General features: G+C 68.2%; 34 protein-coding genes. All 34 read right to left on the reverse strand.

Translation table 11 applies throughout. The features are described 5' to 3' along the window. Nucleotides 1-18: 18 nt before the first annotated feature. Complete coding sequence (locus AB0F11_RS14460; protein WP_362172420.1) at nucleotides 19-1,647, reverse strand: ATP-binding cassette domain-containing protein; 1,629 nt, start codon at nucleotides 1,645-1,647, stop codon at nucleotides 19-21. A 33-nt stretch (nucleotides 1,648-1,680) separates the two neighbouring features. After that, nucleotides 1,681-2,532, reverse strand: coding sequence for a tRNA pseudouridine(38-40) synthase TruA (truA, locus tag AB0F11_RS14465; RefSeq protein WP_362172423.1), 852 nt, complete (start codon nucleotides 2,530-2,532; stop codon nucleotides 1,681-1,683). Nucleotides 2,533-2,649: 117 nt separating this feature from the next. Next, complete coding sequence (rplQ, locus tag AB0F11_RS14470; RefSeq protein ID WP_361913676.1) at nucleotides 2,650-3,120, reverse strand: 50S ribosomal protein L17; 471 nt, start codon at nucleotides 3,118-3,120, stop codon at nucleotides 2,650-2,652. A 138-nt stretch (nucleotides 3,121-3,258) separates the two neighbouring features. Further along, nucleotides 3,259-4,281, reverse strand: a complete 1,023-nt coding sequence (locus AB0F11_RS14475) for a DNA-directed RNA polymerase subunit alpha (RefSeq protein ID WP_003956430.1) — start codon at nucleotides 4,279-4,281, stop codon at nucleotides 3,259-3,261. Between the two features lie 145 nt (nucleotides 4,282-4,426). Continuing rightward, entirely contained in the window at nucleotides 4,427-4,831 is a 405-nt protein-coding gene (gene rpsK / locus AB0F11_RS14480) for a 30S ribosomal protein S11 (protein WP_003956432.1), read from the reverse strand. A 54-nt stretch (nucleotides 4,832-4,885) separates the two neighbouring features. Continuing rightward, complete coding sequence (gene rpsM / locus AB0F11_RS14485) at nucleotides 4,886-5,266, reverse strand: 30S ribosomal protein S13 (RefSeq protein ID WP_007265919.1); 381 nt, start codon at nucleotides 5,264-5,266, stop codon at nucleotides 4,886-4,888. 197 nt (nucleotides 5,267-5,463) lie between these two features. Beyond that, nucleotides 5,464-5,577, reverse strand: coding sequence for a 50S ribosomal protein L36 (gene rpmJ, locus AB0F11_RS14490; RefSeq protein ID WP_003956441.1), 114 nt, complete (start codon nucleotides 5,575-5,577; stop codon nucleotides 5,464-5,466). A 74-nt stretch (nucleotides 5,578-5,651) separates the two neighbouring features. Next, the gene (infA, locus tag AB0F11_RS14495; RefSeq protein ID WP_003956442.1) at nucleotides 5,652-5,873 is read right to left on the reverse strand and encodes a translation initiation factor IF-1; all 222 of its coding nucleotides are present in this window, start codon (nucleotides 5,871-5,873) and stop codon (nucleotides 5,652-5,654) included. Nucleotides 5,874-6,000: 127 nt separating this feature from the next. Further along, on the reverse strand, nucleotides 6,001-6,837 hold the full coding sequence (gene map / locus AB0F11_RS14500; protein ID WP_362172427.1) for a type I methionyl aminopeptidase: 837 nt from the start codon (nucleotides 6,835-6,837) through the stop codon (nucleotides 6,001-6,003). Between the two features lie 100 nt (nucleotides 6,838-6,937). Next, nucleotides 6,938-7,585 (reverse strand): adenylate kinase, encoded by a 648-nt coding sequence (locus tag AB0F11_RS14505; protein WP_362172430.1) that lies wholly within the window; start codon nucleotides 7,583-7,585, stop codon nucleotides 6,938-6,940. Beyond that, on the reverse strand, nucleotides 7,585-8,898 hold the full coding sequence (gene secY, locus AB0F11_RS14510; RefSeq protein ID WP_362172433.1) for a preprotein translocase subunit SecY: 1,314 nt from the start codon (nucleotides 8,896-8,898) through the stop codon (nucleotides 7,585-7,587). The genes AB0F11_RS14505 and secY overlap by 1 nt, the downstream gene beginning before the upstream one ends. Before the next feature lie 186 nt (nucleotides 8,899-9,084). Further along, the gene (gene rplO, locus AB0F11_RS14515; RefSeq protein ID WP_362172436.1) at nucleotides 9,085-9,540 is read right to left on the reverse strand and encodes a 50S ribosomal protein L15; all 456 of its coding nucleotides are present in this window, start codon (nucleotides 9,538-9,540) and stop codon (nucleotides 9,085-9,087) included. Between the two features lie 2 nt (nucleotides 9,541-9,542). Next, entirely contained in the window at nucleotides 9,543-9,725 is a 183-nt protein-coding gene (rpmD, locus tag AB0F11_RS14520) for a 50S ribosomal protein L30 (RefSeq protein WP_005313525.1), read from the reverse strand. Continuing rightward, nucleotides 9,725-10,327: a 30S ribosomal protein S5 gene (gene rpsE / locus AB0F11_RS14525; RefSeq protein ID WP_361913662.1), complete on the reverse strand. Its 603-nt coding sequence runs from the start codon at nucleotides 10,325-10,327 to the stop codon at nucleotides 9,725-9,727. The genes rpmD and rpsE overlap by 1 nt, the downstream gene beginning before the upstream one ends. Before the next feature lie 45 nt (nucleotides 10,328-10,372). After that, nucleotides 10,373-10,756, reverse strand: a complete 384-nt coding sequence (gene rplR / locus AB0F11_RS14530) for a 50S ribosomal protein L18 (protein ID WP_362172439.1) — start codon at nucleotides 10,754-10,756, stop codon at nucleotides 10,373-10,375. A 4-nt stretch (nucleotides 10,757-10,760) separates the two neighbouring features. Continuing rightward, a complete protein-coding gene (gene rplF, locus AB0F11_RS14535) occupies nucleotides 10,761-11,300 on the reverse strand; it encodes a 50S ribosomal protein L6 (protein ID WP_114053744.1) in 540 nt (179 codons plus the stop codon). Between the two features lie 20 nt (nucleotides 11,301-11,320). Further along, nucleotides 11,321-11,719, reverse strand: a complete 399-nt coding sequence (rpsH, locus tag AB0F11_RS14540; protein WP_042812335.1) for a 30S ribosomal protein S8 — start codon at nucleotides 11,717-11,719, stop codon at nucleotides 11,321-11,323. A 219-nt stretch (nucleotides 11,720-11,938) separates the two neighbouring features. Next, complete coding sequence (locus tag AB0F11_RS14545; RefSeq protein ID WP_003956452.1) at nucleotides 11,939-12,124, reverse strand: type Z 30S ribosomal protein S14; 186 nt, start codon at nucleotides 12,122-12,124, stop codon at nucleotides 11,939-11,941. A 5-nt stretch (nucleotides 12,125-12,129) separates the two neighbouring features. After that, complete coding sequence (rplE, locus tag AB0F11_RS14550; protein ID WP_362172442.1) at nucleotides 12,130-12,681, reverse strand: 50S ribosomal protein L5; 552 nt, start codon at nucleotides 12,679-12,681, stop codon at nucleotides 12,130-12,132. Then, nucleotides 12,681-12,992 (reverse strand): 50S ribosomal protein L24, encoded by a 312-nt coding sequence (gene rplX, locus AB0F11_RS14555; RefSeq protein ID WP_361913654.1) that lies wholly within the window; start codon nucleotides 12,990-12,992, stop codon nucleotides 12,681-12,683. Before rplX ends, rplE begins: the two co-directional genes overlap by 1 nt. A 2-nt stretch (nucleotides 12,993-12,994) precedes the next feature. Further along, nucleotides 12,995-13,363 (reverse strand): 50S ribosomal protein L14, encoded by a 369-nt coding sequence (rplN, locus tag AB0F11_RS14560; RefSeq protein ID WP_003956455.1) that lies wholly within the window; start codon nucleotides 13,361-13,363, stop codon nucleotides 12,995-12,997. A gap of 112 nt (nucleotides 13,364-13,475) precedes the next feature. Further along, the gene (gene rpsQ, locus AB0F11_RS14565) at nucleotides 13,476-13,757 is read right to left on the reverse strand and encodes a 30S ribosomal protein S17 (RefSeq protein ID WP_079429300.1); all 282 of its coding nucleotides are present in this window, start codon (nucleotides 13,755-13,757) and stop codon (nucleotides 13,476-13,478) included. Further along, nucleotides 13,757-13,981 carry a 50S ribosomal protein L29 gene (gene rpmC, locus AB0F11_RS14570; protein ID WP_114053741.1) on the reverse strand — a complete coding sequence of 75 codons (225 nt, stop codon included), beginning with the start codon at nucleotides 13,979-13,981 and terminating at the stop codon, nucleotides 13,757-13,759. The genes rpsQ and rpmC overlap by 1 nt, the downstream gene beginning before the upstream one ends. Then, nucleotides 13,981-14,400 carry a 50S ribosomal protein L16 gene (rplP, locus tag AB0F11_RS14575; protein ID WP_114053740.1) on the reverse strand — a complete coding sequence of 140 codons (420 nt, stop codon included), beginning with the start codon at nucleotides 14,398-14,400 and terminating at the stop codon, nucleotides 13,981-13,983. The genes rpmC and rplP overlap by 1 nt, the downstream gene beginning before the upstream one ends. A gap of 5 nt (nucleotides 14,401-14,405) precedes the next feature. Then, a complete protein-coding gene (rpsC, locus tag AB0F11_RS14580) occupies nucleotides 14,406-15,245 on the reverse strand; it encodes a 30S ribosomal protein S3 (protein WP_114053739.1) in 840 nt (279 codons plus the stop codon). Next, on the reverse strand, nucleotides 15,245-15,592 hold the full coding sequence (rplV, locus tag AB0F11_RS14585; protein ID WP_361090680.1) for a 50S ribosomal protein L22: 348 nt from the start codon (nucleotides 15,590-15,592) through the stop codon (nucleotides 15,245-15,247). Before rplV ends, rpsC begins: the two co-directional genes overlap by 1 nt. Nucleotides 15,593-15,633: 41 nt before the next feature. Continuing rightward, complete coding sequence (gene rpsS / locus AB0F11_RS14590; RefSeq protein ID WP_179173310.1) at nucleotides 15,634-15,915, reverse strand: 30S ribosomal protein S19; 282 nt, start codon at nucleotides 15,913-15,915, stop codon at nucleotides 15,634-15,636. Nucleotides 15,916-15,927: 12 nt separating this feature from the next. Beyond that, nucleotides 15,928-16,764, reverse strand: a complete 837-nt coding sequence (rplB, locus tag AB0F11_RS14595) for a 50S ribosomal protein L2 (RefSeq protein WP_114053737.1) — start codon at nucleotides 16,762-16,764, stop codon at nucleotides 15,928-15,930. A 40-nt stretch (nucleotides 16,765-16,804) separates the two neighbouring features. Next, the gene (rplW, locus tag AB0F11_RS14600) at nucleotides 16,805-17,128 is read right to left on the reverse strand and encodes a 50S ribosomal protein L23 (protein ID WP_362172449.1); all 324 of its coding nucleotides are present in this window, start codon (nucleotides 17,126-17,128) and stop codon (nucleotides 16,805-16,807) included. Beyond that, entirely contained in the window at nucleotides 17,128-17,778 is a 651-nt protein-coding gene (rplD, locus tag AB0F11_RS14605) for a 50S ribosomal protein L4 (protein WP_125540845.1), read from the reverse strand. Before rplD ends, rplW begins: the two co-directional genes overlap by 1 nt. Nucleotides 17,779-17,783: 5 nt before the next feature. Continuing rightward, a complete protein-coding gene (rplC, locus tag AB0F11_RS14610; RefSeq protein WP_361913639.1) occupies nucleotides 17,784-18,428 on the reverse strand; it encodes a 50S ribosomal protein L3 in 645 nt (214 codons plus the stop codon). Nucleotides 18,429-18,442: 14 nt separating this feature from the next. Continuing rightward, nucleotides 18,443-18,751 carry a 30S ribosomal protein S10 gene (gene rpsJ / locus AB0F11_RS14615; RefSeq protein WP_003948644.1) on the reverse strand — a complete coding sequence of 103 codons (309 nt, stop codon included), beginning with the start codon at nucleotides 18,749-18,751 and terminating at the stop codon, nucleotides 18,443-18,445. Between the two features lie 510 nt (nucleotides 18,752-19,261). After that, entirely contained in the window at nucleotides 19,262-20,473 is a 1,212-nt protein-coding gene (locus AB0F11_RS14620) for an N-acetylmuramoyl-L-alanine amidase (RefSeq protein WP_362172453.1), read from the reverse strand. An 85-nt stretch (nucleotides 20,474-20,558) separates the two neighbouring features. Further along, nucleotides 20,559-22,538 (reverse strand): hypothetical protein, encoded by a 1,980-nt coding sequence (locus AB0F11_RS14625; RefSeq protein ID WP_362172455.1) that lies wholly within the window; start codon nucleotides 22,536-22,538, stop codon nucleotides 20,559-20,561. Nucleotides 22,539-22,612 lie beyond the last annotated feature (74 nt).

A 22,612-nucleotide genomic window follows, 5' to 3' on the forward strand; every position in this document is an offset into this window, starting at 1 on the left:
CCCGGGGGCTGGCTCCCCCTAGCGCTTCCGCTCGACCCTACGTTCGTCCCAAACGGGCTCCTGAGTCTCCCGCACAACACCGTCTGAACCGAAGACCAAGTAACGGTCAAATGTGCGGGCGAACCAGCGGTCGTGGGTCACGCACAGCACCGTGCCCTCGTACGACTCCAGGCCGTCCTGCAGGGCCTCCGCGGACTCCAGGTCGAGGTTGTCGGTCGGCTCGTCCAGCAGCAGCGCCGTGGTCCCGGCCAGCTCCAGCAGCAGGATCTGGAACCGCGCCTGCTGGCCGCCCGAGAGCTTCTCGAACGGCTGCTCCGCCTGCCGCTCCAGCTCGTAGCGGCGCAGGGCCCCCATCGCCTGGCCCAGCGGCTTGGCCGCCTCCGTCCACAGGATGTCGACGAGCGTGCGGCCGAACAGCTCCGGATGGGCGTGCGTCTGCGCGAAATGGCCGGGAACCACCCGTGCGCCCAGCTTCCAGCCGCCGGTGTGCTTGACGTCCTCACCCGCCAGCAGCCGCAGGAAGTGCGATTTGCCGGAGCCGTTCGAGCCGAGCACCGCGACCCGCTCCCCGTAGAAGACCTCCAGGGAGAACGGCTTCATCAGGCCGGTCAGCTCCAGGTTCTCCACCGTCAGCGCGCGCACGCCCGTACGGCCGCCCTTGAGCCGCATCTTGATGTCCTGCTCCCGCGGCGGCTCCGGCGGCGGGCCGGCCTCCTCGAACTTCTGGAAGCGGGTCTGCATCGCCCGGTAGCGCGAGGCCATGTCGGGGCTGCTCGCGGCCTGGTTGCGCAGCCGCAGCACCAGCGCCTTCAGCCGGGCGTGCTCCTCGTCCCAGCGCCGCTTGAGCTCCTCGAACCGGGCGAAGCGCTCCTTGCGGGCCTCGTGGTAGGTGCCGAAGCCCGCGCCGTGCACCCAGACGTCGGAGCCCATCGGACTCGCCTCCAGGCTGATGATCTTCTGGGCGGCCTGGGTCAGCAGCTCCCGGTCGTGGGAGACGAACAGGACCGTCTTGCGGGTGGCCCGCAGCTGCTCCTCCAGCCACCGCTTGCCCGGGACGTCGAGGTAGTTGTCCGGCTCGTCGAGCAGCAGCACCTCGTCCGGCCCGCGCAGCAGCGCCTCCAGGACGAGCCGCTTCTGTTCACCGCCGGAGAGCGTGCGCACCTCGCGGAACTGGGCGGAGTCGTACGGGACGCCCAGCGCGGCCGTGGTGCAGACGTCCCAGAGCGTCTCCGCCTCGTAGCCCTGGACGTCGGCCCAGTCGCTGAGCGCCTGGGCGTAGGCCATCTGGGCGGCCTCGTCGTCCACCGTCATGATCAGGTGCTCGGCGTGGTCGACGGCCCGGGCGGCAGCCCGGATCTGCGGCTGGGACACCGAGACCAGCAGGTCCCGTACGGTCGTCTCGTCCCGCACCGAGCCGACGAACTGGGACATCACCCCGAGGCCGCCGCTGTGGGTGACGGCGCCGCCGTGCGGCTGGAGCTCACCGGAGATCAGCTTCAGCAGGGTGGTCTTGCCGGCGCCGTTCGCCCCGACGAGGGCCACCACCGCCCCCTCCCCCACGCGGAAGGAGACGTCGGGGAGCAGGACCCGCCCGTCGGGAAGGTAGTACTCCAGGTGGCTGGCTTCGAGATGTCCCATGCCGGGCATTGTCCCGGGCGGCCGCCGGTCCGCCCAAACGGATTAGCAGCAGCCGGCGCCCGGGAGGGTGCGCATGTTGCGGGCCTCCTTGCTGCGGGCGGCCAGCAGCTCGTCCGCCGGGTAGCCGACCTCCTCCAGGGTGAGCCCGTGCGGCTTGACCACGTGGACCGAGGAGTCGCGTACGGCGGCGCGCAGCACCTTGCCCGGCCAGTCGGTCGGGCGGTGCCCGTCGCCGACGTGCAGCAGGGCGCCCACCAGCGAGCGGACCATGTTGTGGCAGAACGCGTCGGCGCGGACCGTCGCGGTGACGATGCCGTCCTCACCCCGCTCCCAGCTCAGCTGCTGGAGGGTGCGGATGGTGGTGGCGCCCTCGCGCTTGCGGCAGTACGCGGCGAAGTCGTGCTCGCCGAGGAGCTCGACGGCGGCCTCGTTCATGGCGGCCACGTCCAGCGGCCAGGGGTGCCACAGCACGTGGTTGCGCAGCAGCGGGTCGACGCCGCCCTGGTGGTCGCCGACGCGGTAGGCGTAGCGGCGCCAGACGGCCGAGAAGCGGGCGTTGAAGCCCGCGGGGGCCTCGGCCACCTTCCACACCCGCACGTCGCGCGGCAGGCGCCCGGCGAGGCGCCGCAGCAGCTTGTCGCCGTGCTCGGCCCACACCTCCTCGGTCAGGTCGAACTGGGCGACCTGCCCGCGCGCGTGCACGCCGGCGTCGGTCCGCCCGGCCACGGTCAGCTCGACCGGGTAGGGCAGCCGCATCACGGTCTGCAGGGCCGACTCCAGCTCGCCCTGGACGGTGCGCAGCGTGCGCTGCTTCGCCCAGCCGGAGAAGTCCGTGCCGTCGTACGACAGGTCCAGCCTCACCCGGACGTGCCCGGGCTCCACCTCGTCACTCACGTGAGCGATCCTCTCAGGCTCGATCTCTTCACCACGTGCTCACCCATGCAGAACGGGCCCGCCCCGGAAAGGGGCGGGCCCGCTCAGAGCCGATCAGGCAGGCGCGATCCCGGAGGATCAGGCCTCCTTGGTCTCCTCGACCTCGGCGGGGGCCTCGGCGGCAGCCTCGGCGTCCTTGGCCGCACGCTTGGTGGCGGCCTCGGCCTCACCGGTGGCCTGCTGGGCCACGGTCAGGGCCTCGACGAGCTCGATGACCGCCATCGGGGCGTTGTCGCCGCGACGGTTGCCGATCTTGGTGATGCGCGTGTAACCACCGGGGCGGTTCTCGAAGCGCGGGGCGATCTCGGTGAAGAGCGTGTGGACGATGCTCTTGTCCGTGATCGTCTGGAGAACCAGGCGACGGTTGTGGATGTCGCCCTTCTTCGCCTTGGTGATCAGACGCTCGGCGACGGGGCGCAGGCGGCGGGCCTTGGCCTCGGTCGTCGTGATGCGGCCGTGCTCGAAGAGCGCCTTCGCGAGGTTCGCGAGCAGGTGCTTCTCGTGCGCGGCGCTGCCGCCCAGACGGGCACCCTTTGCGGGACGCGGCATGGTGTTACTCCTTCGTATCTGCACCGGCCGTGTCAGGTACCGGTGTCAGTTCCCGCGGGGCGGTTGCCCTGCGGAAGTCCAATCGAACCCGGCCGGCGAGCGGGGCCCGGGGGCCCCGGCCGCCGGCGGCGGGGAAAATCAGTACTGCTCGGTCTCGACGAAGCCGGCGTCGGCGTCGTCGTCCGCGCCGAACGCGTCGGCGGCGGCGGTCGGGTCGAACCCGGGCGGGCTGTCCTTCAGGGCCAGGCCCATGCCGGCCAGCTTCGCCTTGACCTCGTCGATCGACTTCGCACCGAAGTTGCGGATGTCGAGCAGGTCGGCCTCGGAGCGGGCGACGAGCTCACCCACGGAGTGGATGCCCTCGCGCTTGAGGCAGTTGTAGGAGCGGACCGTGAGCTCCAGCTCCTCGATCGGCAGCGCCAGGTCGGCGGCCAGGGCGGCGTCCGTCGGGGACGGGCCCATGTCGATGCCCTCGGCGTCGATGTTGAGCTCGCGGGCCAGACCGAACAGCTCGACCAGGGTCTTGCCGGCGGACGCCATGGCGTCGCGCGGGCGCATGGCCTGCTTGGTCTCGACGTCGACGATCAGCTTGTCGAAGTCGGTGCGCTGCTCGACTCGGGTCGCCTCGACCTTGTAGGTGACCTTCAGAACCGGCGAGTAGATGGAGTCGACCGGGATACGGCCGATCTCCTGGCCCACCTGCTTGTTCTGGACGGCGGAGACGTAGCCGCGACCGCGCTCGACGGTCAGCTCCATCTCCAGCTTGCCCTTGCCGTTGAGGGTGGCGAGGACCAGGTCCGGGTTGTGCACCTCGACACCGGCCGGGGGCGCGATGTCGGCGGCGGTGACCAGGCCGGGGCCCTGCTTGCGCAGGTACATCACGACCGGCTCGTCGTGCTCCGAGGAGACGACCAGCTGCTTGATGTTGAGGATGAGGTCGGTCACGTCCTCCTTGACGCCCGGCACGGTGGTGAACTCGTGCAGGACGCCGTCGATGCGGATGCTGGTGACAGCGGCACCCGGGATCGAGGACAGGAGGGTACGGCGCAGGGAGTTGCCGAGGGTGTAGCCGAAGCCCGGCTCGAGCGGCTCGATCACGAACCGCGAGCGGTACTCGTCGACGACCTCTTCGGTCAGCGAAGGACGCTGAGCGATAAGCATGTCTTTTTCCTTCAGTCGTGGACGCCCACTATTTGACGTCCGACATGTGCTGTACGGGTACAGCGGTACTGCAAGGGTACGGGCGGCACGGCCCCCGAAGGGGACGTACCGCCCGGACACTCAAGGACGCACAGGCGTCGCTGCGTCAGACGCGGCGGCGCTTCGGCGGACGGCAGCCGTTGTGCGGGGTGGGGGTGACGTCCTGGATCGAGCCCACCTCGAGGCCGGTGGCCTGCAGGGAGCGGATCGCGGTCTCGCGGCCGGAGCCCGGACCCTTGACGAAGACGTCAACCTTGCGCATGCCGTGCTCCTGCGCGCGGCGGGCGGCCGACTCGGCGGCCATCTGCGCGGCGAAGGGGGTGGACTTGCGCGAGCCCTTGAAGCCGACGTGGCCGGCGGAGGCCCAGGAGATCACGTTGCCGGACGGGTCCGTGATCGAGACGATCGTGTTGTTGAACGTGCTCTTGATGTGGGCGTGCCCGTGAGCGACGTTCTTCTTTTCCTTGCGGCGCACCTTCTTGGCAGCGCCCTGACGACCCTTGGGGGGCATCTCTTACTCCTACGGGAGGTGGTCGGTCCTACAGCGCAAGACCGCTGAACAGGACTACTTCTTGCCCGGCTTCTTCTTACCGGCGATCGCGCGACGCGGGCCCTTGCGGGTACGCGCGTTGGTGCTGGTGCGCTGACCGTGCACCGGGAGGCCGCGACGGTGGCGGATGCCCTGGTAGCACTGGATCTCGATCTTGCGACGGATGTCGCCCTGGATCTCGCGGCGGAGGTCACCCTCGGTGCGGAGGTTGGCGTCCACGTACTCGCGGATCTTGACGAGGTCCTCTTCGGCCAGGTCACGAACGCGGGTGTTCGGGTTCACGCCGGTGGAGGCGAGGATCTCCTTGGACCGGGTGCGCCCGATACCGAAGACGTAGGTGAGTGCGATCTCCACACGCTTTTCGCGCGGGATGTCAACACCGGAAACGCGTGCCATGCAATGGCTCCTGTGTGTTCGGGGGTCTTCCGCAGAACCGCTCCCGACCGCCGACCACCCGAAGGAGTGGTGGTACGTCCGGGTCCCCGGCCCCCGCCGGAGGTACCGCCGGCCCGTGTGGGGCTGGGCGGGTTCTGCGTATGTACGTTTTCTTACGTCGCGCGAAGAACTGCGAAGTGCAGGTCGGTCGGCGTGCGTCAGCCCTGGCGCTGCTTGTGGCGCAGGTTGTCGCAGATGACCATGACCCGGCCGTGACGGCGGATCACCTTGCACTTGTCGCAGATCTTCTTGACGCTCGGCTTGACCTTCATGGTGTCTGAGGTTCTCCGGGTCAGTGCCACCACCCGCACCGGGACGTCAGCCCAGGCAGGAGTGAGAGCAAGATCTACTTGTATCGGTAGACGATCCGGCCACGCGTCAGGTCGTACGGAGAGAGCTCCACCACGACCCGGTCATCGGGGAGGATGCGGATGTAGTGCATGCGCATCTTGCCGCTGATGTGCGCGAGGACCTTGTGACCGTTCTGCAGTTCCACCTTGAACATTGCGTTCGGGAGGGACTCGATCACGGTGCCCTCGATTTCGATGGCACCTTGCTTCTTGGCCACGCTTCGCCTTTCGAATCGGCTACCTTGATCGACCACGGGCATGGGAATGCACGTAAGCCGACGAGTCAGTCTACGTCAGGGCACCCAGAAAGACGAATCCGGAAAGTTTGCCCCTGAGTCTAGATCATTAACCGAGCGGGTCCGGGGCCGTGGTGACCCCGTACTCCGCCAGCTTCGCCTTGCCGCAGTCCGGGCTGGTCAGGACGATCGGGCCGGCCTCCGTCAGGGCCACGGAGTGCTCCCAGTGCGAGGACCAGGTGCCGTCCGTGGTGATGACCGTCCAGTCGTCCGCCAGTACCTCCGTACGGGCGGTTCCGAGCGAGACCATCGGCTCGATGGCCAGGCACAGGCCCGGTACCAGTTTGACGCCCTTGCCGCGCTTGCGCGAGACGTAGTTCAGCAGGTGCGGGTCCATGTGCATCTCGGAGCCGATGCCGTGGCCGCCGTAGTCCTCGATGATCCCGTACTTGCCGGACGCGGGCCGCGGCTGGCGCCGGATGTAGCCCTCGATGGCCTTGGAGATGTCCACGAGGCGGTTGCCGTTCTTCATCGCGGCGATGCCGGCCCACATCGACTCCTCGGTCACCCGGGAGAGCTCCAGCAGCTCCGGAGCGTGTCCGTCGCCCACGAAGGCCGTGTAGGCCGCGTCGCCATGCCAGCCGTCGACGATGGCGCCGGCGTCGATGGAGATGATGTCGCCGTCCTTGAGGACCGTCTTGTCGTCCGGGATGCCGTGGACGACGACCTCGTTCACCGAGGTGCAGATGGTCGCGGGGAAGCCGCCGTAGCCGAGGAAGTTCGACTTGGCGCCCGCGTCCGCGATCACCTTGCGGGCGACCATGTCCAGATCCCGCGTCGTGGCGCCCGGAACGGCCGCCTCACGGGTCGCCGCGTGGATCGCGGCGACGACCAGCCCTGCCTCGCGCATCTTCGCGATCTGCTCGGGGGTCTTGATCTGGACCATGGGAAGCTTCCACCTTCGGATCTGCCGTGTTCTGGTTCACTCAACAGTACGGCCGCGGCGTCCACCGGACACCGCGGCCGTACCTGCACCCCAGGGGGTACTACTTCTTCAGGGCGTCCATCGCGCGCTGCGTGACGTCCGCGACCTCGCCGAGGGCCGGAATGGTCACCAGCAGGCCCTGGGCCTTGTAGTAGTCGATGATCGGCTCGGTCTGCGTGTGGTAGACCTCGAGCCGGTTGCGGACCGTGGCCTCGGAGTCGTCGTCGCGCTGGTACAGCTCGCCGCCGCACTGGTCGCAGACGCCCGCGGTCTTCGGCGCGGCGTACGCGACGTGGAAGACGTGAGCGGAGTCGTTGCGGCAGATCCGGCGGCCGGCGATGCGCTTGACGACCTCGTCCTCCTCGACCTCCAGGTCGAGGACGGCGTCGAGGGTCATGCCCGCGGCCTGGAGCATCTTGTCCAGCGCCTCGGCCTGCGAGACGTTGCGCGGGAAACCGTCGAGCAGGAAGCCGTTCGCGGCGTCCGCCTGCTCCATCCGGTCCTTGGCCATGCCGATGGTGATCTCGTCGGGGACGAGGTCGCCGGCGTCCATGAACGCCTTGGCGCGCCGGCCGAGCTCGGTGTTCTGGCTGATGTTGGCCCGGAACAGGTCGCCCGTGGAGATGTGCGGGATCGACAGGTTCTTCGCAAGGAACGCGGCCTGCGTTCCCTTGCCCGCACCGGGCGGTCCGACGAGGACGATACGCATCAGCGGAGGAACCCTTCGTAGTTACGCTGCTGGAGCTGGCTCTCGATCTGCTTCACGGTTTCCAGACCCACACCCACGATGATGAGGATGCTCGTCCCGCCGAACGGGAAGTTCTGGTTCGCTCCGAAGCCGGCCAACGCCATCGTCGGCACAAGAGCGATGAGACCCAGGTACAGCGACCCCGGCCAGGTGATCCGGTTGAGCACGTAGCTCAGGTACTCGGCGGTGGGTCGACCGGCGCGGATACCCGGGATGAACCCACCATACTTCTTCATGTTGTCTGCAACTTCCTCGGGGTTGAACGAAATCGCCACGTAGAAGAACGCGAAGAAGACGATCAAGAGGAAGTAGGCGGCGATGTAGTACGGGTGGTCGCCCTTGACGAAGTGCTTTTGGATCCAGATCGCCCAGTCTGCGGTGGATCCGCTGAACTGGACGATCAGCGCGGGGATGTACAGCAGCGACGACGCGAAGATGACCGGAATCACACCCGCCTGGTTCACCTTGAGCGGGATGTAGGTCGAGGTGCCGCCGTACGCACGGCGCCCGATCATGCGCTTCGCGTACTGGACCGGGATGCGGCGCTGGGCCTGCTCCACGAAGACCACCAGCGCGACCATCGCCAGGCCGACCAGGATCACCACGCCGAACTCGACCCAGCCGTCGGCGATCTTGCCCTGGAGCTTGATCTGCCACAGGGCGCCCATGAAGCCGGCGGCGATCGAGATGAACATCAGGATCGACATGCCGTTGCCGATGCCGCGGTCGGTGACGAGCTCGCCGAGCCACATGACCACGCAGGTGCCGGCGGTCATGGTGATGACCATCGTGACGGTGGTGAAGATCGACCGGTTCGGGACGATCTGGCTCGCGACCTGGCAGCCCTGGAAGAGGGCGCCGGTGCGGGCGGTGGCGACGAGACCCGTGCCCTGGAGGATCGCGAGGGCGACCGTCAGGTAGCGCGTGTACTGCGTGATCTTCGCAGTACCGGACTGGCCCTCTTTCTTGAGGTTCTCGAGCTTCGGGATGACCACGGTCAGCAGCTGCAGGATGATGCTCGCCGTGATGTACGGCATGATCCCGAGCGCGAAGATCGTGATCTGGAGCAGCGCACCGCCGCTGAACATGTTGACGAGACCGAAGAGGCTGTTGCTGCTCCCGGCCTGTTCGACGCAGATCTGGACGTTCTTGTAGCTCACGCCGGGTACCGGGATGTGGGACCCGAGCCGGAACAGCACGATGATGCCGAGCGTGAAGAGCAGCTTCTTGCGCAGGTCGGGCGTCTTGAACGCCCGGGCGAACGCGGTGAGCACGGTGCCTCCTGCGACCCCCGCGCTACTGCGTCAGAGGTGACGGTCTGAGGTTCGACGAATACGTACATGCAAAGGTGCAGGCCACCTTACCGGCGACTGCGCCCCCCGTGGAACGACCAACCGGGGATGCCCCATATGTGAGGCATCCCCGGTCGGGTTTTCAGCTATCTGTCACGTGGGTTCGTCTTAGACGAGCTCGGTGACGGAGCCGCCGGCGGCGGCAATCTTCTCCTTGGCGGAGCCGGAGACGGCGTCAACCGAAACCTGCAGCGCCACGGAGATCTCGCCCTGGCCCAGGACCTTGACGAGCTGGTTCTTGCGAACCGCACCCTTGGCGACCAGGTCGGCCACCGTGACCTCGCCACCCTGCGGGTAGAGCGCGGCCAGCTTGTCCAGGTTAACGACCTGGAACTCGGTGCGGAACGGGTTCTTGAAACCCTTCAGCTTCGGCAGGCGCATGTGGAGGGGCATCTGCCCACCCTCGAAGCGCTGCGGAACCTGGTAACGGGCCTTCGTACCCTTGGTACCACGACCGGCCGTCTTACCCTTCGAGGCCTCACCGCGACCCACACGGGTCTTCGCGGTCTTGGCGCCCGGGGCGGGACGGAGGTTGTGGGCCTTCAGCGGGCTGGTCTCAGCCATGATTAGTCAACCTCCTCAACCGTCACGAGGTGGCGGACGGTGTGCACCATGCCGCGGAACTCGGGACGGTCCTCCTTGACGACCACGTCGTTCAGGCGCTTGAGCCCGAGCGAACGCAGGGTGTCGCGGTGGTTCTGCTTGCTACCGATGTACGACTTCGTCTGCGTGATCTTGAGGCGAGCCATCACACACCCGCCCCTGCACGCGCACGGAGCAGAGCCGCGGGGGCGACGTCCTCGAGCGGCAGACCGCGGCGGGCCGCGATCTCCTCGGGACGCTGCAGGCCCTTGAGGGCCTCCACGGTCGCGTGCACGATGTTGATCGCGTTGTCGGAGCCGAGCGACTTCGACAGGATGTCGTGAACGCCGGCGCACTCCAGAACGGCGCGCACCGGGCCACCGGCGATAACACCGGTACCGGGGGAAGCAGGCTTCAGCAGGACAACGCCGGCCGCCTTCTCGCCCTGGATCGGGTGCGGGATGGTGCCCTGGATGCGGGGGACGCGGAAGAAGTTCTTCTTCGCCTCCTCGACACCCTTGGCGATGGCCGCGGGAACTTCCTTGGCCTTGCCGTAACCGACACCCACGGTGCCGTCACCGTCGCCCACCACGACCAGCGCGGTGAAGCTGAAGCGACGACCACCCTTCACAACCTTGGCGACACGGTTGATCGCGACAACGCGCTCAACGTAAGCGGTCTTCTCGGCGGCAGCGCCACCGTCGCGACCCTTCCGGTCCCGCCGCTCGCCGCCACCGGCACCGCTGCCGCGGCGCTGGGGTCCAGCCATTGGATTACCTCTCTCTGTTACGTCCGTGAGTCCCGGAACCGGGGCTTAGAACTTCAGCCCGGCTTCGCGGGCGGCGTCAGCCAGAGCGGCAATGCGCCCGGCGTACCTGTTGCCACCGCGGTCGAACACGACGGCCTCGACACCGGCGGCCTTGGCGCGCTCGGCGACCAGGGCACCGACCTGCTTGGCCTGCGCGGACTTGTCACCCTCGCCGCCGCGGATCGACGCGTCCAGGTGCGACGCCGACGCCAGGGTGTGGCCCTGGAGGTCGTCGATGACCTGAGCGGTGATGCCGCGGTTCGAGCGGGTCACGACGAGGCGCGGACGCTCCGCCGTACCCGAGATGCTCTTGCGAATGCGGATGTGGCGGCGCGCCTTCGCAGCGTGCTTGTAAGCGTCGCCCTTGGCGATCTTCACACCGTATGCCATGGCTTTACTTACCAGCCTTTCCGACCTTGCGGCGGATGACCTCGCCCGCGTACTTGACGCCCTTGGCCTTGTACGGGTCGGGCTTCCGCAGCTTGCGGATGTTGGCGGCGACCTCGCCGACCTTCTGCTTGTCGATGCCCTCGACCGAGAACTTGGTCGGCGACTCGACCTTGAAGGAGATGCCCTCGGGCGCCTCCACCAGGATCGGGTGGCTGTAGCCGAGCTGGAACTCCAGAGCGGAGCCCTTCGCGGCAACGCGGTAACCGACACCGCTGATCTCGAGCGCCTTGGTGTATCCCTGGGTCACACCGGTGATCATGTTGGCCACCAGCGTGCGGGACAGGCCGTGGAGGGCCTTGTTCTGACGCTCGTCGTTCGGACGGGTGACGTTCAGAACGCCGTCCTCGCCCTTAACGATCTCGATGGGGGCGGCAACGGTGTGGGAGAGGAGACCCTTGGGGCCCTTCACCGCGACCGTGCGGCCATCGATGGTGACGTCCACGCCGGCGGGAACCGGGATGGGGAGCTTGCCGATACGAGACATAGCTTTTCCTCCGTTCCCGACTACCAGACGTAGGCGAGGACTTCCCCACCCACGCCCTTCTTCTGCGCCTGCTGGCCGGTCAGGAGACCGTGGGACGTGGAGATGATCGCCACGCCCAGGCCACCGAGGACCTTCGGCAGGTTGGTGGACTTCGCGTACACACGCAGACCCGGCTTCGAGATTCGCTTGATGCCGGCGATCGAGCGCTCGCGGTTCGGACCGAACTTCAGCTCGAGGACGAGGTTCTTGCCGACCTCGGCGTCCTCGACCTTCCAGCCGGTGATGAAACCCTCCTGCTTGAGGATTTCCGCGATGTGCGACTTGATCTTGCTGTGCGGCATCACGACGGAGTCGTGGTACGCCGAGTTTGCGTTACGCAGACGAGTGAGCATGTCTGCGATCGGGTCAGTCATGGTCATGAATCGGCCTTCGGCCTCTCTCGCCGGGGTTTCCTGTATGCGCCATCCCTCTCCCCACACAGGGGCGGGACGGGTGCGGCGCGGGGACCTACGGCGTAGTAAGTCGACGGGCGGTGGACGCCCAACCCCACTAGCCTACGGCATGGGGGCTGGACCTCCACCGGCCCAGATACTTACCGAGAGCGTCTGGAAAACCTCAACACCCAAAGGTGAAGGGGTTTACCAGGAGCTCTTGGTCACGCCCGGCAGCTCGCCACGGTGAGCCATCTCACGGAGGCACACGCGGCACAGGCCGAACTTGCGGTACACGGAGTGGGGGCGACCGCAGCGCTGGCAGCGGGTGTACGCACGCACACCGAACTTGGGCTTGCGGGCAGCCTTCGCGATGAGAGCCTTCTTCGCCATCTCGCTTACGCCTCCTTGAAGGGGAAGCCGAGGTGACGAAGGAGCGCGCGGCCCTCAGCGTCGTTGGTCGCCGTGGTGACCACGGTGATGTCCATACCCCGGGTACGGTCGATCTTGTCCTGGTCGATCTCGTGGAACATGACCTGCTCCGTGAGACCGAAGGTGTAGTTGCCACGGCCGTCGAACTGCTTCGGCGACAGGCCACGGAAGTCGCGGATACGCGGCAGCGCGAGCGACAGCGTACGGTCCAGGAACTCCCACATGCGGTCACCACGGAGGGTGACGTGGCAGCCGATCGGCTGACCCTCACGCAGCTTGAACTGCGCGATGGACTTGCGGGCCTTCGTGACGGCCGGCTTCTGGCCGGTGATCGTCGTCAGGTCGCGGATGGCACCGTCGATCAGCTTCGAGTCACGGGCGGCGTCGCCGACACCCATGTTCACGACGATCTTGACGAGGCCGGGAATCTGCATGACGTTCTCGTAGGAGAACTCGTCACGCATCTTGCCCGCGATCTCCTCGCGGTACTTCGTCTTCAGACGCGGAGTGGTAGCCATCAGATGTCCTCACCCGTGCGCTTGGCAACGCGGATCTTGTTGCCCTCGTCGTCGAAGCGGTAACCGACGCGGGTGACGACCTTCTTGCCGTCCTTCTCCACGACCAGCTGGACGTTCGAAACGTGGACGGGGGCCTCGGTGATCACGATGCCGCCGGCCTGGTTCGGACCAGCCTTGGTGTGCTTCTTGACCCGGTTGACACCCTCGACCAGGACACGGTTGTCGGCGGGGAAGGCCGCGACGACCTTGCCCTGCTTGCCCTTGTCCTTACCGGTGATGACCTGGACCAGGTCGCCCTTCTTGATCTTCATGCTTACAGCACCTCCGGCGCGAGCGAGATGATCTTCATGAACTTCTTCTCGCGCAGCTCACGGCCCACGGGGCCGAAGATACGGGTGCCGCGAGGGTCGCCGTCGTTCTTCAGAATGACGGCGGCGTTCTCGTCGAAGCGGATGTACGAGCCGTCCTGGCGGCGGCGCTCCTTGACGGTGCGAACGATGACCGCCTTGACGACGTCACCCTTCTTCACGTTGCCACCGGGGATCGCGTCCTTGACGGTGGCGACGATGACGTCACCGATGCCCGCGTAGCGGCGGCCGGAGCCACCGAGAACACGGATGCAAAGGATCTCCTTGGCACCAGTGTTGTCGGCGACACGAAGCCGCGACTCCTGCTGGATCACGTCTATCTCCTGTTTGTCTGCCGGTTCCCGGCCGGGGCCCCTTCGCGGGGCCCCGACCGAGCCTGGCGGAACGAATGCCGAGGCAGTCCCCGAAGGGAGAAGCCTCGACTAATTACTTGGCCTTCTCGAGGATCTCGACGATGCGCCAGCGCTTGCTCGCCGACAGCGGACGCGTCTCCATGATGAGGACGCGGTCGCCGACGCCGGCAGCGTTCTGCTCGTCGTGAGCCTTGAGCTTGTTCGTACGGCGGATGACCTTGCCGTACAGCGCGTGCTTGACGCGGTCCTCGACGGCGACGACGACGGTCTTGTCCATCTTGTCGCTGACGACCAGGCCCTCACGGGTCTTGCGGAAGCCGCGCTCGGTCTTCTCAGTCACGTTCTTCTCGCTCATCAGGCGTTCTCCACCGTCTCGATACCGAGCTCGCGCTCGTGCATCAGGGTGTAGATCCGGGCGATGTCCTTACGGACGGACTTCAGCCGGCCGTTGTTCTCCAGCTGGCCCGTGGCCGCCTGGAAGCGGAGCTTGAACAGCTCTTCCTTGGCCTCACGCAGCTTGGCAACGAGCTCCTCGTTGCCGAGCTCGCGCAGCTCGGATGCCTTGGTTCCGGCCGCCATCACGACTCACCTGCCTCGCGCTTGACGATCCGGCACTTCATCGGCAGCTTGTGGGCCGCACGAGTCAGAGCCTCACGCGCAATCTTCTCGTTCGGGTAGGACAGCTCGAACATGACCCGGCCCGGGTGCACGTTCGCGATCCACCACTCCGGGGAACCCTTACCGGAACCCATGCGGGTCTCGGCGGGCTTCTTCGTCAGCGGACGGTCCGGGTAGATGTTGATCCAGACCTTGCCGCCACGCTTGATGTGGCGCGTCATCGCAATACGAGCCGCCTCGATCTGGCGGTTCGTCACGTACGCCGGGGTCAGCGCCTGGATGCCGTACTCGCCGAACGAGACCTCGGTGCCGCCCTTGGAGACACCGCCGCGCTTGGGGTGGTGCTGCTTGCGGTGCTTGACCCTACGAGGGATCAGCATGTCGGTCAGGCCTCCGTTCCGGTGCTCTCGGCCGGAGCAGCGGCAGCGGCCTCGGCCTTGGGGGCCTCGGCAGCAGCAGCCTGCTGCGGCTTGCGGCCACCACGGCCGCCGCGCTCGCCACCACGGCCACCACGGCCGGCGGGACGGTCGCCAGCGCCGGCACCACGGGCCGGGCGGTTACCCGCGCGGGCCGCAGCGTTCTCGGCGCGAACCTCGGCGATGTTCTTGACGTCGCCCTTGTAGATCCAGACCTTCACGCCGATGCGGCCGAAGGTGGTCTTGGCCTCGAAGAAGCCGTAGTCCACGTTCGCGCGCAGCGTGTGCAGCGGCACACGACCCTCGCGGTAGAACTCGGACCGGGACATCTCGGCGCCGCCGAGACGGCCACCACACTGGATCTTGATGCCCTTGGCGCCGGCCTTCATGGTGCCCTGCATGCTCTTGCGCATGGCACGGCGGAAGGAGACGCGGGAGGAGAGCTGCTCGGCCACGGCCTGGGCAACCAGCTGAGCGTCGAGCTCGGGGTTCTTGACCTCGAGGATGTTCAGCTGGACCTGCTTGCCGGTGAGCTTCTCGAGGTCACCGCGGATGCGGTCGGCCTCGGCGCCACGGCGGCCGATGACGATGCCCGGACGAGCGGTGTGGATGTCCACACGCACGCGGTCACGGGTGCGCTCGATCTCAACCTTCGAGATGCCGGCGCGCTCCATGCCGGACGTCATCATCCGACGGATGGCGACGTCTTCCTTGACGTAGTCCTTGTACAGCTTGTCGGCGTACCAGCGCGACTTGAAGTCGGTGGTGATGCCGAGCCGGAACCCGTGCGGGTTTACCTTCTGGCCCATTACCGGGAACCTTCCTTGCTGCTGACGACCACGGTGATGTGGCTGGTCCGCTTGCGGATCCGGTAGGCACGGCCCTGGGCGCGCGGACGGAACCGCTTCAGGGTCGGGCCCTCGTCCACGAACGCCTCGCTGATGAACAGCGAAGAAGCGTCCGTGTGGTTGTAGTTGTGTGCAGCGTTGGCAATGGCGCTGTCCAGCACCTTGCCGACCGGCACAGACGCGGCCTGCGGGGCGAAACGCAGGACCGCCTGAGCCTCCGTGGCGTCCATGCCACGGATGAGGTCCACCACGCGGCGGGCCTTCATGGGCGTGACGCGGATGTACCGCGCCTGGGCCCTGGCTTCCATGGTTGTCCCTTCGGTGTAAGTCATAGTCGTTCCCACCCCGCTTAGCGGCGCTTCGACTTCCGGTCGTCCTTGACGTGGCCGCGGAAGGTGCGAGTCGGCGAGAACTCGCCGAGCTTGTGGCCGACCATCGACTCGGTGACGAACACCGGGACGTGCGTCTTGCCGTTGTGCACCGCGATCGTGTGACCCAGCATGCTGGGGATGATCATCGAGCGACGGGACCAGGTCTTGATGACGTTCTTGGTACCGGCTTCGTTCTGAGCGTCCACCTTCTTCACGAGGTGGCCGTCAACGAAGGGTCCCTTCTTGAGACTGCGCGGCATCTAAACCCGCTCCTAGCGCTTCTTGTTCGTCTTGCGGCGGCGGACGATGTACTTGTTCGAAGCCTTCTTCGGCGAACGAGTACGACCCTCCTTCTGACCCCACGGGGAGACCGGGTGGCGACCACCGGAGGTCTTGCCCTCACCACCACCGTGCGGGTGGTCAACCGGGTTCATCGCGACACCGCGGACGGTCGGGCGGACGCCCTTCCAGCGCATGCGGCCGGCCTTGCCCCAGTTGATGTTCGACTGCTCGGCGTTGCCGACCTCGCCGACGGTGGCGCGGCAGCGCGCGTCGACGAGACGGATCTCACCGGACGGCATACGAAGGTGGGCCATGGTGCCCTCCTTCGCCAGCAGCTGCACGGAGGCACCCGCGGAGCGGGCGAACTTCGCACCGCCGCCGGGACGCAGCTCGATGGCGTGGATGGTCGTACCGACCGGGATGTTGCGCAGCGCCAGGTTGTTGCCGGGCTTGATGTCGGCCGTCGGGCCGTTCTCGATCCGGTCGCCCTGCTGCAGACCGCGCGGCGCGATGATGTAGCGCTTCTCGCCGTCGGCGTAGTGCAGCAGCGCGATGCGCGCGGTGCGGTTGGGGTCGTACTCGATGTGCGCGACCTTGGCCGGCACGCCGTCCTTGTCGTGACGACGGAAGTCGATCACGCGGTAGGCGCGCTTGTGGCCACCGCCCTGGTGGCGAACGGTCACACGACCGGTGTTGTTACGGCCGCCCTTGCTGTGCAGGGGGCGGACCAGCGACTTCTCCGGCGTGGACCGCGTGATCTCGACAAAGTCGGCGACGCTGGAGCCACGACGGCCCGGGGTCGTCGGCTTGTACTTGCGGATACCCATTTCTCAGTCCTCGTCCGATTCCGGACGACTCAGGACTCCGTTAGGAGGCCTGGCCGCCGAAGATGTCGATACGGTCGCCCTCAGCGAGGGTCACGATGGCGCGCTTGGTGTTGGCACGCTTGCCGAAACCGGTCTTGGTGCGCTTGCGCTTACCCTGACGGTTGATCGTGTTGACCCCGGTGACCTTGACCGAGAAGACCGCCTCGACGGCCTGCTTGATCTGGGTCTTGTTGGCGCCGGGCGCAACGATGAACGTGTACTTGTTCTCGTCGAGCAGCGCGTAGCTCTTCTCCGAGACAACCGGCTTGATCAGCAGGTCGCGCGGGTCACTGAAGGTCTTGCTGGTAACGGTCGCCTCGGACATCAGGCGTCGCTCCCTTCGGTCTCATCGGCCTTGGGGCCAGACACGAAGGACTCCAGCGCGGCCTGGGTGAAGACCACGTCGTCAGAGACGATCACGTCGTACGTGTTCAGCTGGCCCGGCTCCAGGATGTGAACCTGGGGCAGGTTGCGGGCGGACAGCCACGCGGCCTCGTCGGCGCGCTCGACGACCAGGAGCAGGTTCTTGCGCTCCGTGATCTTGCCGAACAGCGTCTTGGCGGCCTTGGTGGAGACGGCACCCTCGACCACGCCGGTGACGACGTGGATGCGGGAGTGACGCGCACGGTCCGAGAGGGCACCGCGGAGGGCGGCAGCCTTCATCTTCTTCGGGGTCCGCTGCGAGTAGTCACGCGGCACGGGGCCGTGGACGACGCCACCGCCGGCGAACTGCGGAGCGCGGGTCGAACCCTGACGGGCGCGGCCGGTGCCCTTCTGGCGGTAAGGCTTCTTGCCACCACCACGGACTTCGCCACGGGTCTTGGTCTTGTGCGTGCCCTGACGGGCCGCGGCCAGCTGCGCGACGACGACCTGGTGGATCAGCGGAACGCTGGTCTTCGCGTCGAAGATCTCCGCGGGGAGCTCGACGGTACCGGCCTTGTCGCCTGCCGGCGAAAGGATGTCAATGGTGCTCATTAACCTCAAGCCCCCTTGGCCGCGGTACGGACCAGGACGAGGCCGCCGTTCGGACCGGGGACCGCACCCTTGATGAGGAGCAGACCCTTCTCCGCGTCCACCGCGTGGATGGTCAGGTTCTGGGTGGTGACGCGCTCGTTGCCCATACGACCAGCCATGCGCACGCCCTTGAAGACGCGCCCAGGGGTGGCGCAGCCACCGATCGAACCGGGGGAGCGGTGCTTGCGCTGCACACCGTGACCGGCGCCGAGGCCCCGGAAGTTGTGGCGCTTCATGACACCGGCGAAGCCCTTGCCCTTGCTCTTGCCCGTGACGTCAACCTTGACGCCGGACTCGAACACGGCCGCGGTGATCTCCTGGCCGAGCGTGTACTCGCTGGCGTCGGAGGTGCGGAGCTCCACCAGGTGGCGGCGGGGGGTGACGTCGGCCTTGGCGAAGTGGCCCTTGAGGGGCTTGTTCACCTTGCGCGGGTCGATCTCGCCGAAGGCGATCTGGACCGACTCGTAGCCGTCGGTGTCGTTGGTACGGACCTGGGTGACGACGCAGGGACCGGCCTTGACGACAGTGACCGGGACGACACGGTTGTTCTCGTCCCAGACCTGGGTCATGCCGAGCTTCTCGCCCAGGACGCCCTTGATCTGCTTTGCCATCTTCTCGACGCCTCTCAGAGCTTGATCTCGATGTCGACGCCGGCCGGAAGGTCCAGGCGCATCAGCGAGTCAACGGTCTTGGGCGTCGGGTCGAGGATGTCGATCAGGCGCTTGTGCGTGCGCATCTCAAAGTGCTCGCGCGAGTCCTTGTACTTGTGCGGCGACTTGATGACGCAGTACACGTTCTTCTCAGTGGGCAGCGGCACCGGGCCCGCGACCGACGCACCAGTGCGGGTCACCGTCTCGACGATCTTCTTCGCCGAGGAGTCGATGACCTCGTGGTCGTAGGCCTTGAGCCGGATGCGGATCTTCTGTCCCGCCATGGCTACTCCGTAGTCCTGTCTGTTGTGGAAACGCTCTGGCCCTCGGTCGGCTGTGGATCTCTCCACCGCTTCTCTCCGACCCCCGCGGTCGGGCGTGTCGCACTCCCGCCAAGAAAATTCCCATACGGAAATTCCCTTCTCAGGGGGTGCGGTCCCTGGACCGCGATTCGGGGGAGAAACACCCACCGAGCGCCTGGCCGGCACCGTGCTGACGCTTCCCGGAAGATTCCCGTACTTCCGCCCCATTGCTGCCCCGAGAGGCAGATAAAGGCGACGAGTACCGTGGGACTCGCTTCCGGTCCTCCCGGCGGGAGGCGCGCAGCATCGACACTCAGCCGAGCAACCCGAGTAGTCTGCCATACAAGACACGTAGTGCGCCAATCGGGCCGAAGAGAATACCCCGCCACGGTGCGTGGTCAAACAGCGGCACGCGGCGGGGGTCCGTCCACCGGGCTCCTTCGGCGGAGCAGCCCCTGACCTGGCCCGGAGCCGGTCGTGCTGCGCGCGAAGTCAGCCCGTCCGAGCGGGCGTGGGGACGACCGGGATCACTCCCGGCCAGGGCCACGGACGAGCGGTACGGATCTCGTCCAGCTGCGCGTACAGGGCGTCGCCCGGGCACTCGGTGGCGAACCCGTCGCGGTGGCCGGAGACCGCCCGGAAGGGATACGCCCGCCCGGCCGTGAAGGAGACGCCGAAGCGGTTGGTCTGGGTGGCGCCCGCGGTCAGCGTCGTGGTGCCGTCGAGGGTGCCGCCGTACTGGCCCAGCTTGTAGGCGGCGACCCGCGCGACCGCGGCCAGCGCGGCCGGCGAGGCCCCGGCGGCGGTGTGGTCGCCGAGGACGGCGATGCCCGCGGATTCGGCGTTCCAGCCGTAGGTGTGCGCGCCGCGGACGGGCCGGTCGATGCCGCCCTGCCGGCCCTCGAAGACGGTGCCGCACCGGTCGACGAGGAAGTTGTAGCCGAGGTCGCGCCAGCCGTTGGTCCTCACGTGGAAGACGTGGATGCCCCGGACGATCGCCGCGGACTGCGTGCAGTCGTACGGCCGGGCGTCGGCGGTGTGGTGGACGAAGACCGCCTTGATGCGGCCGCCGGGCAGGTAGACCGGCCCCTCGTCGTTCAGGGACTCGTCGGCGCCCCAGGCGATGCGCGGGACCACCGCCGGGCGGGGCGCCGTGGAGGGCGGTCCGGGGACCGCCGGCGCGGCGGGCGTCCGCGGGCGTGCGGGCACGGGGCCGCTGTCCTGAGGCGGGGCCACGGGGTCGCGGCCCGGGTCCACCAGGCTCACCTCCAGCCCGGCGGGCAGGGCGTCGGCCCCGCGGACGCGGACCTCGGCCCCGTCGGACGGGCCGACCCAGACGGGCTCGGTGGAGCCGCGGACCCCGGGGCGCGGGCCGTCGAGCCCGGGCTCGACCGGCTCCAGGGCGGTCCAGGGCGACCAGCGGCCGGTCGCGGCGTCCCGGGTGCGGGCCTCGACGGTGCCGCCCAGTTCGGCAGAGGGGTCCGTCCAGGAGACGCCCAGCAGGGCGAACGGCCTGGTCCGCTGCCGGGCGAGCCCCGCCTCCCCGCGGGCGCCGGGCGCCAGGGCCAGCCGGTACAGCGCGGCGTCGCCGTCGGCGGGTGCGGCCCCCGCCCCGGCCGCGGCTCCCGGCGGGCCCCATAACGCCGAGGCGCCGAGCACGAGGGCCAAGGCCAGTGCCGTACCGCACACACGATTCGGTTTCACGTCCGTTTTCCCCACCTGTGGATGCCGGATGACATGACACCGGTGCAACGGCGGCGGCCGCCCGCGGGCACGGCCCGGACGGCTCTCAGCGGCCGGAAGCGTTCTTGTCCTGCTCGGCCTTCGCCTTCTCCTGCTCGGCCTTCCGCTTGTCCTGCTCGGCCTTCTGCCTCGCCTGCTCGGCCTTCTCCTGCTCCGCCCGCGCCTTCTCGATCTGCGCCCGCGAGCGGACCTCCTTCGGCGCCTTCATCCCGCAGACGGACGGCCAGTCGTCGGCCACTATGCCCGCGCACCAGATGAAGTCCTGGATGGGCCCGGGCTTCCAGTCGTCCTTCTGGATGTCCTCGCAGTCCTTGACCGGCGAGAAGCGCGGGCAGCCGCCGCCCGGCAGCTTGATCTTGTGCGCGCGGTACGCGTCGATGCCCATCGAGTCCACGTCGGCCGAGGGCATGTACCGGTTGACCGACCAGGACGCGCCCATGGTCGCGAACAGGGCGAGCACGCACACCATGCCGGCGGCGAGCCGGCGGACCACCCGCCGCGGCACGATCCGGGCCGCACCCGCTCCGGCCGCACCGCCGGCCGCGGCCGCCGCGGGGCGCAGCGTGCGCTCGATCCACCCGGTGCCCCGGTGCACCGCGGCCATGGCGCCGAACACGGCCAGGATCATCAGGCAGTACATGATGATCCAGGTGGTCCGCGGGTAGAGCTGGATGGCCTTGTCGTGGGCCATCTGCGAGGCGAACCAGAAGCGGGCGACCCAGGCGCCGGCCAGCACGGCCGCGGCGGTGCGGACCATGACGCTGCGCAGCCCGAGCCCGAGGCCGAGGCCCACCCCGAACAGCAGGAGCAGGGTGAACCCGGTCTGCCCGGCCATCTCGCCGGCCACCGGCCAGGTCTGGTACGTCAGCCCGCTGGAGCGGTCCGAGACCCAGCCGAGGACGTACGCCGGGTCCGCGTAGACGGCCAGGAAGGCGTAGCGGTCGGGGTTGTCCGCGCCGAGGCGGATCATCTGGTAGAGCAGCGGGGAGCTCACGGCGGCGGTGGTCAGCAGGGTGGCGCCGAGGAACAGCCCGGCCTTGCGGGCCGTGGCCGCGCCGCGCCGCCACGGCAGCAGGAACAGGGCCAGGACGGCGGTGCCGGGGGCGGCCCAGATGTACCAGCCGGAGTACCACAGGAACATCACGCCGAAGACGATGCCGAGGCCCGCGCCGCGCCGCAGCAGCTGCCCCGTGGTGAGCCCCTCCGGCCGGCCCAGCCGGCGCAGCCAGTACCCGAGCAGCGGCAGCAGCACGATCATGACGATGTGGCTGTACGGCCGGATCGGGTCGAGGAAGAGGACGGCCGCGGGGACGGCGATCAGCAGGGCCCAGAAGGGCCGCAGCAGCACCCGCCAGGCCAGGTACGCCATCGGTCCGGCCACGGCGGTGAAGAAGATCTGGAGGTCCTGCAGGGCCATGCCGGCGCCGCCGCCCGCGCGGCCGCCGTGGCGGATCTGCGCCCACAGGGCGGTCAGGGCCGGGAAGGCGGGCGGGTAGATGCCCGACATGCCCTTGCCGTGCAGGAACGAGTTGGCCATGTCGGTCAGGACGCCCGGGTCGCCGTCCTGCCCGCCGAGCGCCCAGGGCGTGTCGCGCAGGGCGACGGCGACGCCGCCGGCGATCACGCCGGTGGCCAGGCCCGCCAGGGCGGCGCAGACCAGCCGCTTGACCATCGCGTGGCGCCGCGCCGATCCCCGGTACGCGGTGTACAGCAGCAGCGCCAGCAGCGGGAGGCCGATGAGGGCCGCGCACAGCTGGAGCGAGGCCAGGGCGCTGACCTGGCCGAGGCGGACGAGCGGGTTGACGGCGATGGTGGCCGTGCAGAGCCAGGTGTAGCCGAGGGCCGCCGTCAGGCTGACCACGATCTCGGCGAGGGCGAGGACGCGGGACCGGCGCCGCGACATCCACCCGCGGCGCTCCGGGGCGCCGGACGACGCGGCCGCTCCGGCCGCAGCGGTGCGCGGGGCTGCGGGACGGTCGTGGGTGGTACCGGGCTCTCCGACGACCTCGGGGGCCAGGTGTGTCATCTCAGTCCAATTCGGTCGCGGGTGGTACCGGGGGCCGGCCGGCCCGGGCGGCCGCCGTCTCCGGGGGCTCCGGT

It is taken from the genome of Streptomyces sp. NPDC032472, from assembly GCF_040636955.1.
Taxonomy (GTDB): domain Bacteria; phylum Actinomycetota; class Actinomycetes; order Streptomycetales; family Streptomycetaceae; genus Streptomyces.

Coding starts and splice junctions, on each gene's coding strand:
- rplC (WP_361913639.1), bottom strand. CDS start 18,428: ATGGCAAAGCAGATCAAGGGCGTCCTGGGCGAGAAGCTCGGCATGACC.
- rplW (WP_362172449.1), bottom strand. CDS start 17,128: ATGTCCGAGGCGACCGTTACCAGCAAGACCTTCAGTGACCCGCGCGAC.
- rpsJ (WP_003948644.1), bottom strand. CDS start 18,751: ATGGCGGGACAGAAGATCCGCATCCGGCTCAAGGCCTACGACCACGAG.
- rpsC (WP_114053739.1), bottom strand. CDS start 15,245: ATGGGCCAGAAGGTAAACCCGCACGGGTTCCGGCTCGGCATCACCACC.
- rpmJ (WP_003956441.1), bottom strand. CDS start 5,577: ATGAAGGTCAAGCCGAGCGTCAAGAAGATCTGCGACAAGTGCAAGGTG.
- AB0F11_RS14460 (WP_362172420.1), bottom strand. CDS start 1,647: ATGCCCGGCATGGGACATCTCGAAGCCAGCCACCTGGAGTACTACCTT.
- rplB (WP_114053737.1), bottom strand. CDS start 16,764: ATGGGTATCCGCAAGTACAAGCCGACGACCCCGGGCCGTCGTGGCTCC.
- rplQ (WP_361913676.1), bottom strand. CDS start 3,120: ATGCCGCGTCCCGCAAAGGGTGCCCGTCTGGGCGGCAGCGCCGCGCAC.
- rpsH (WP_042812335.1), bottom strand. CDS start 11,719: ATGACCATGACTGACCCGATCGCAGACATGCTCACTCGTCTGCGTAAC.
- rplD (WP_125540845.1), bottom strand. CDS start 17,778: ATGAGCACCATTGACATCCTTTCGCCGGCAGGCGACAAGGCCGGTACC.
- rpsK (WP_003956432.1), bottom strand. CDS start 4,831: ATGCCCCCCAAGGGTCGTCAGGGCGCTGCCAAGAAGGTGCGCCGCAAG.
- rplF (WP_114053744.1), bottom strand. CDS start 11,300: ATGTCTCGTATCGGCAAGCTCCCCATCCCGGTTCCCGCCGGCGTGGAC.
- rplO (WP_362172436.1), bottom strand. CDS start 9,540: ATGGCTGAGACCAGCCCGCTGAAGGCCCACAACCTCCGTCCCGCCCCG.
- rpsQ (WP_079429300.1), bottom strand. CDS start 13,757: ATGAGCGAGAAGAACGTGACTGAGAAGACCGAGCGCGGCTTCCGCAAG.
- rplX (WP_361913654.1), bottom strand. CDS start 12,992: ATGAAGATCAAGAAGGGCGACCTGGTCCAGGTCATCACCGGTAAGGAC.
- AB0F11_RS14625 (WP_362172455.1), bottom strand. CDS start 22,538: ATGACACACCTGGCCCCCGAGGTCGTCGGAGAGCCCGGTACCACCCAC.
- rpsS (WP_179173310.1), bottom strand. CDS start 15,915: ATGCCGCGCAGTCTCAAGAAGGGACCCTTCGTTGACGGCCACCTCGTG.
- rplP (WP_114053740.1), bottom strand. CDS start 14,400: ATGCTGATCCCTCGTAGGGTCAAGCACCGCAAGCAGCACCACCCCAAG.
- map (WP_362172427.1), bottom strand. CDS start 6,837: ATGGTCCAGATCAAGACCCCCGAGCAGATCGCGAAGATGCGCGAGGCA.
- AB0F11_RS14475 (WP_003956430.1), bottom strand. CDS start 4,281: ATGCTTATCGCTCAGCGTCCTTCGCTGACCGAAGAGGTCGTCGACGAG.
- rplV (WP_361090680.1), bottom strand. CDS start 15,592: ATGGAAGCCAGGGCCCAGGCGCGGTACATCCGCGTCACGCCCATGAAG.
- rpsE (WP_361913662.1), bottom strand. CDS start 10,327: ATGGCTGGACCCCAGCGCCGCGGCAGCGGTGCCGGTGGCGGCGAGCGG.
- rpmD (WP_005313525.1), bottom strand. CDS start 9,725: ATGGCTCGCCTCAAGATCACGCAGACGAAGTCGTACATCGGTAGCAAG.
- rpsM (WP_007265919.1), bottom strand. CDS start 5,266: ATGGCACGCGTTTCCGGTGTTGACATCCCGCGCGAAAAGCGTGTGGAG.
- rpmC (WP_114053741.1), bottom strand. CDS start 13,981: ATGGCGGCCGGAACCAAGGCATCCGAGCTGCGCGAGCTCGGCAACGAG.
- AB0F11_RS14505 (WP_362172430.1), bottom strand. CDS start 7,585: ATGCGTATCGTCCTCGTCGGACCGCCCGGTGCGGGCAAGGGAACGCAG.
- rplE (WP_362172442.1), bottom strand. CDS start 12,681: ATGGCTACCACTCCGCGTCTGAAGACGAAGTACCGCGAGGAGATCGCG.
- AB0F11_RS14545 (WP_003956452.1), bottom strand. CDS start 12,124: ATGGCGAAGAAGGCTCTCATCGCGAAGGCTGCCCGCAAGCCCAAGTTC.
- rplR (WP_362172439.1), bottom strand. CDS start 10,756: ATGGCATACGGTGTGAAGATCGCCAAGGGCGACGCTTACAAGCACGCT.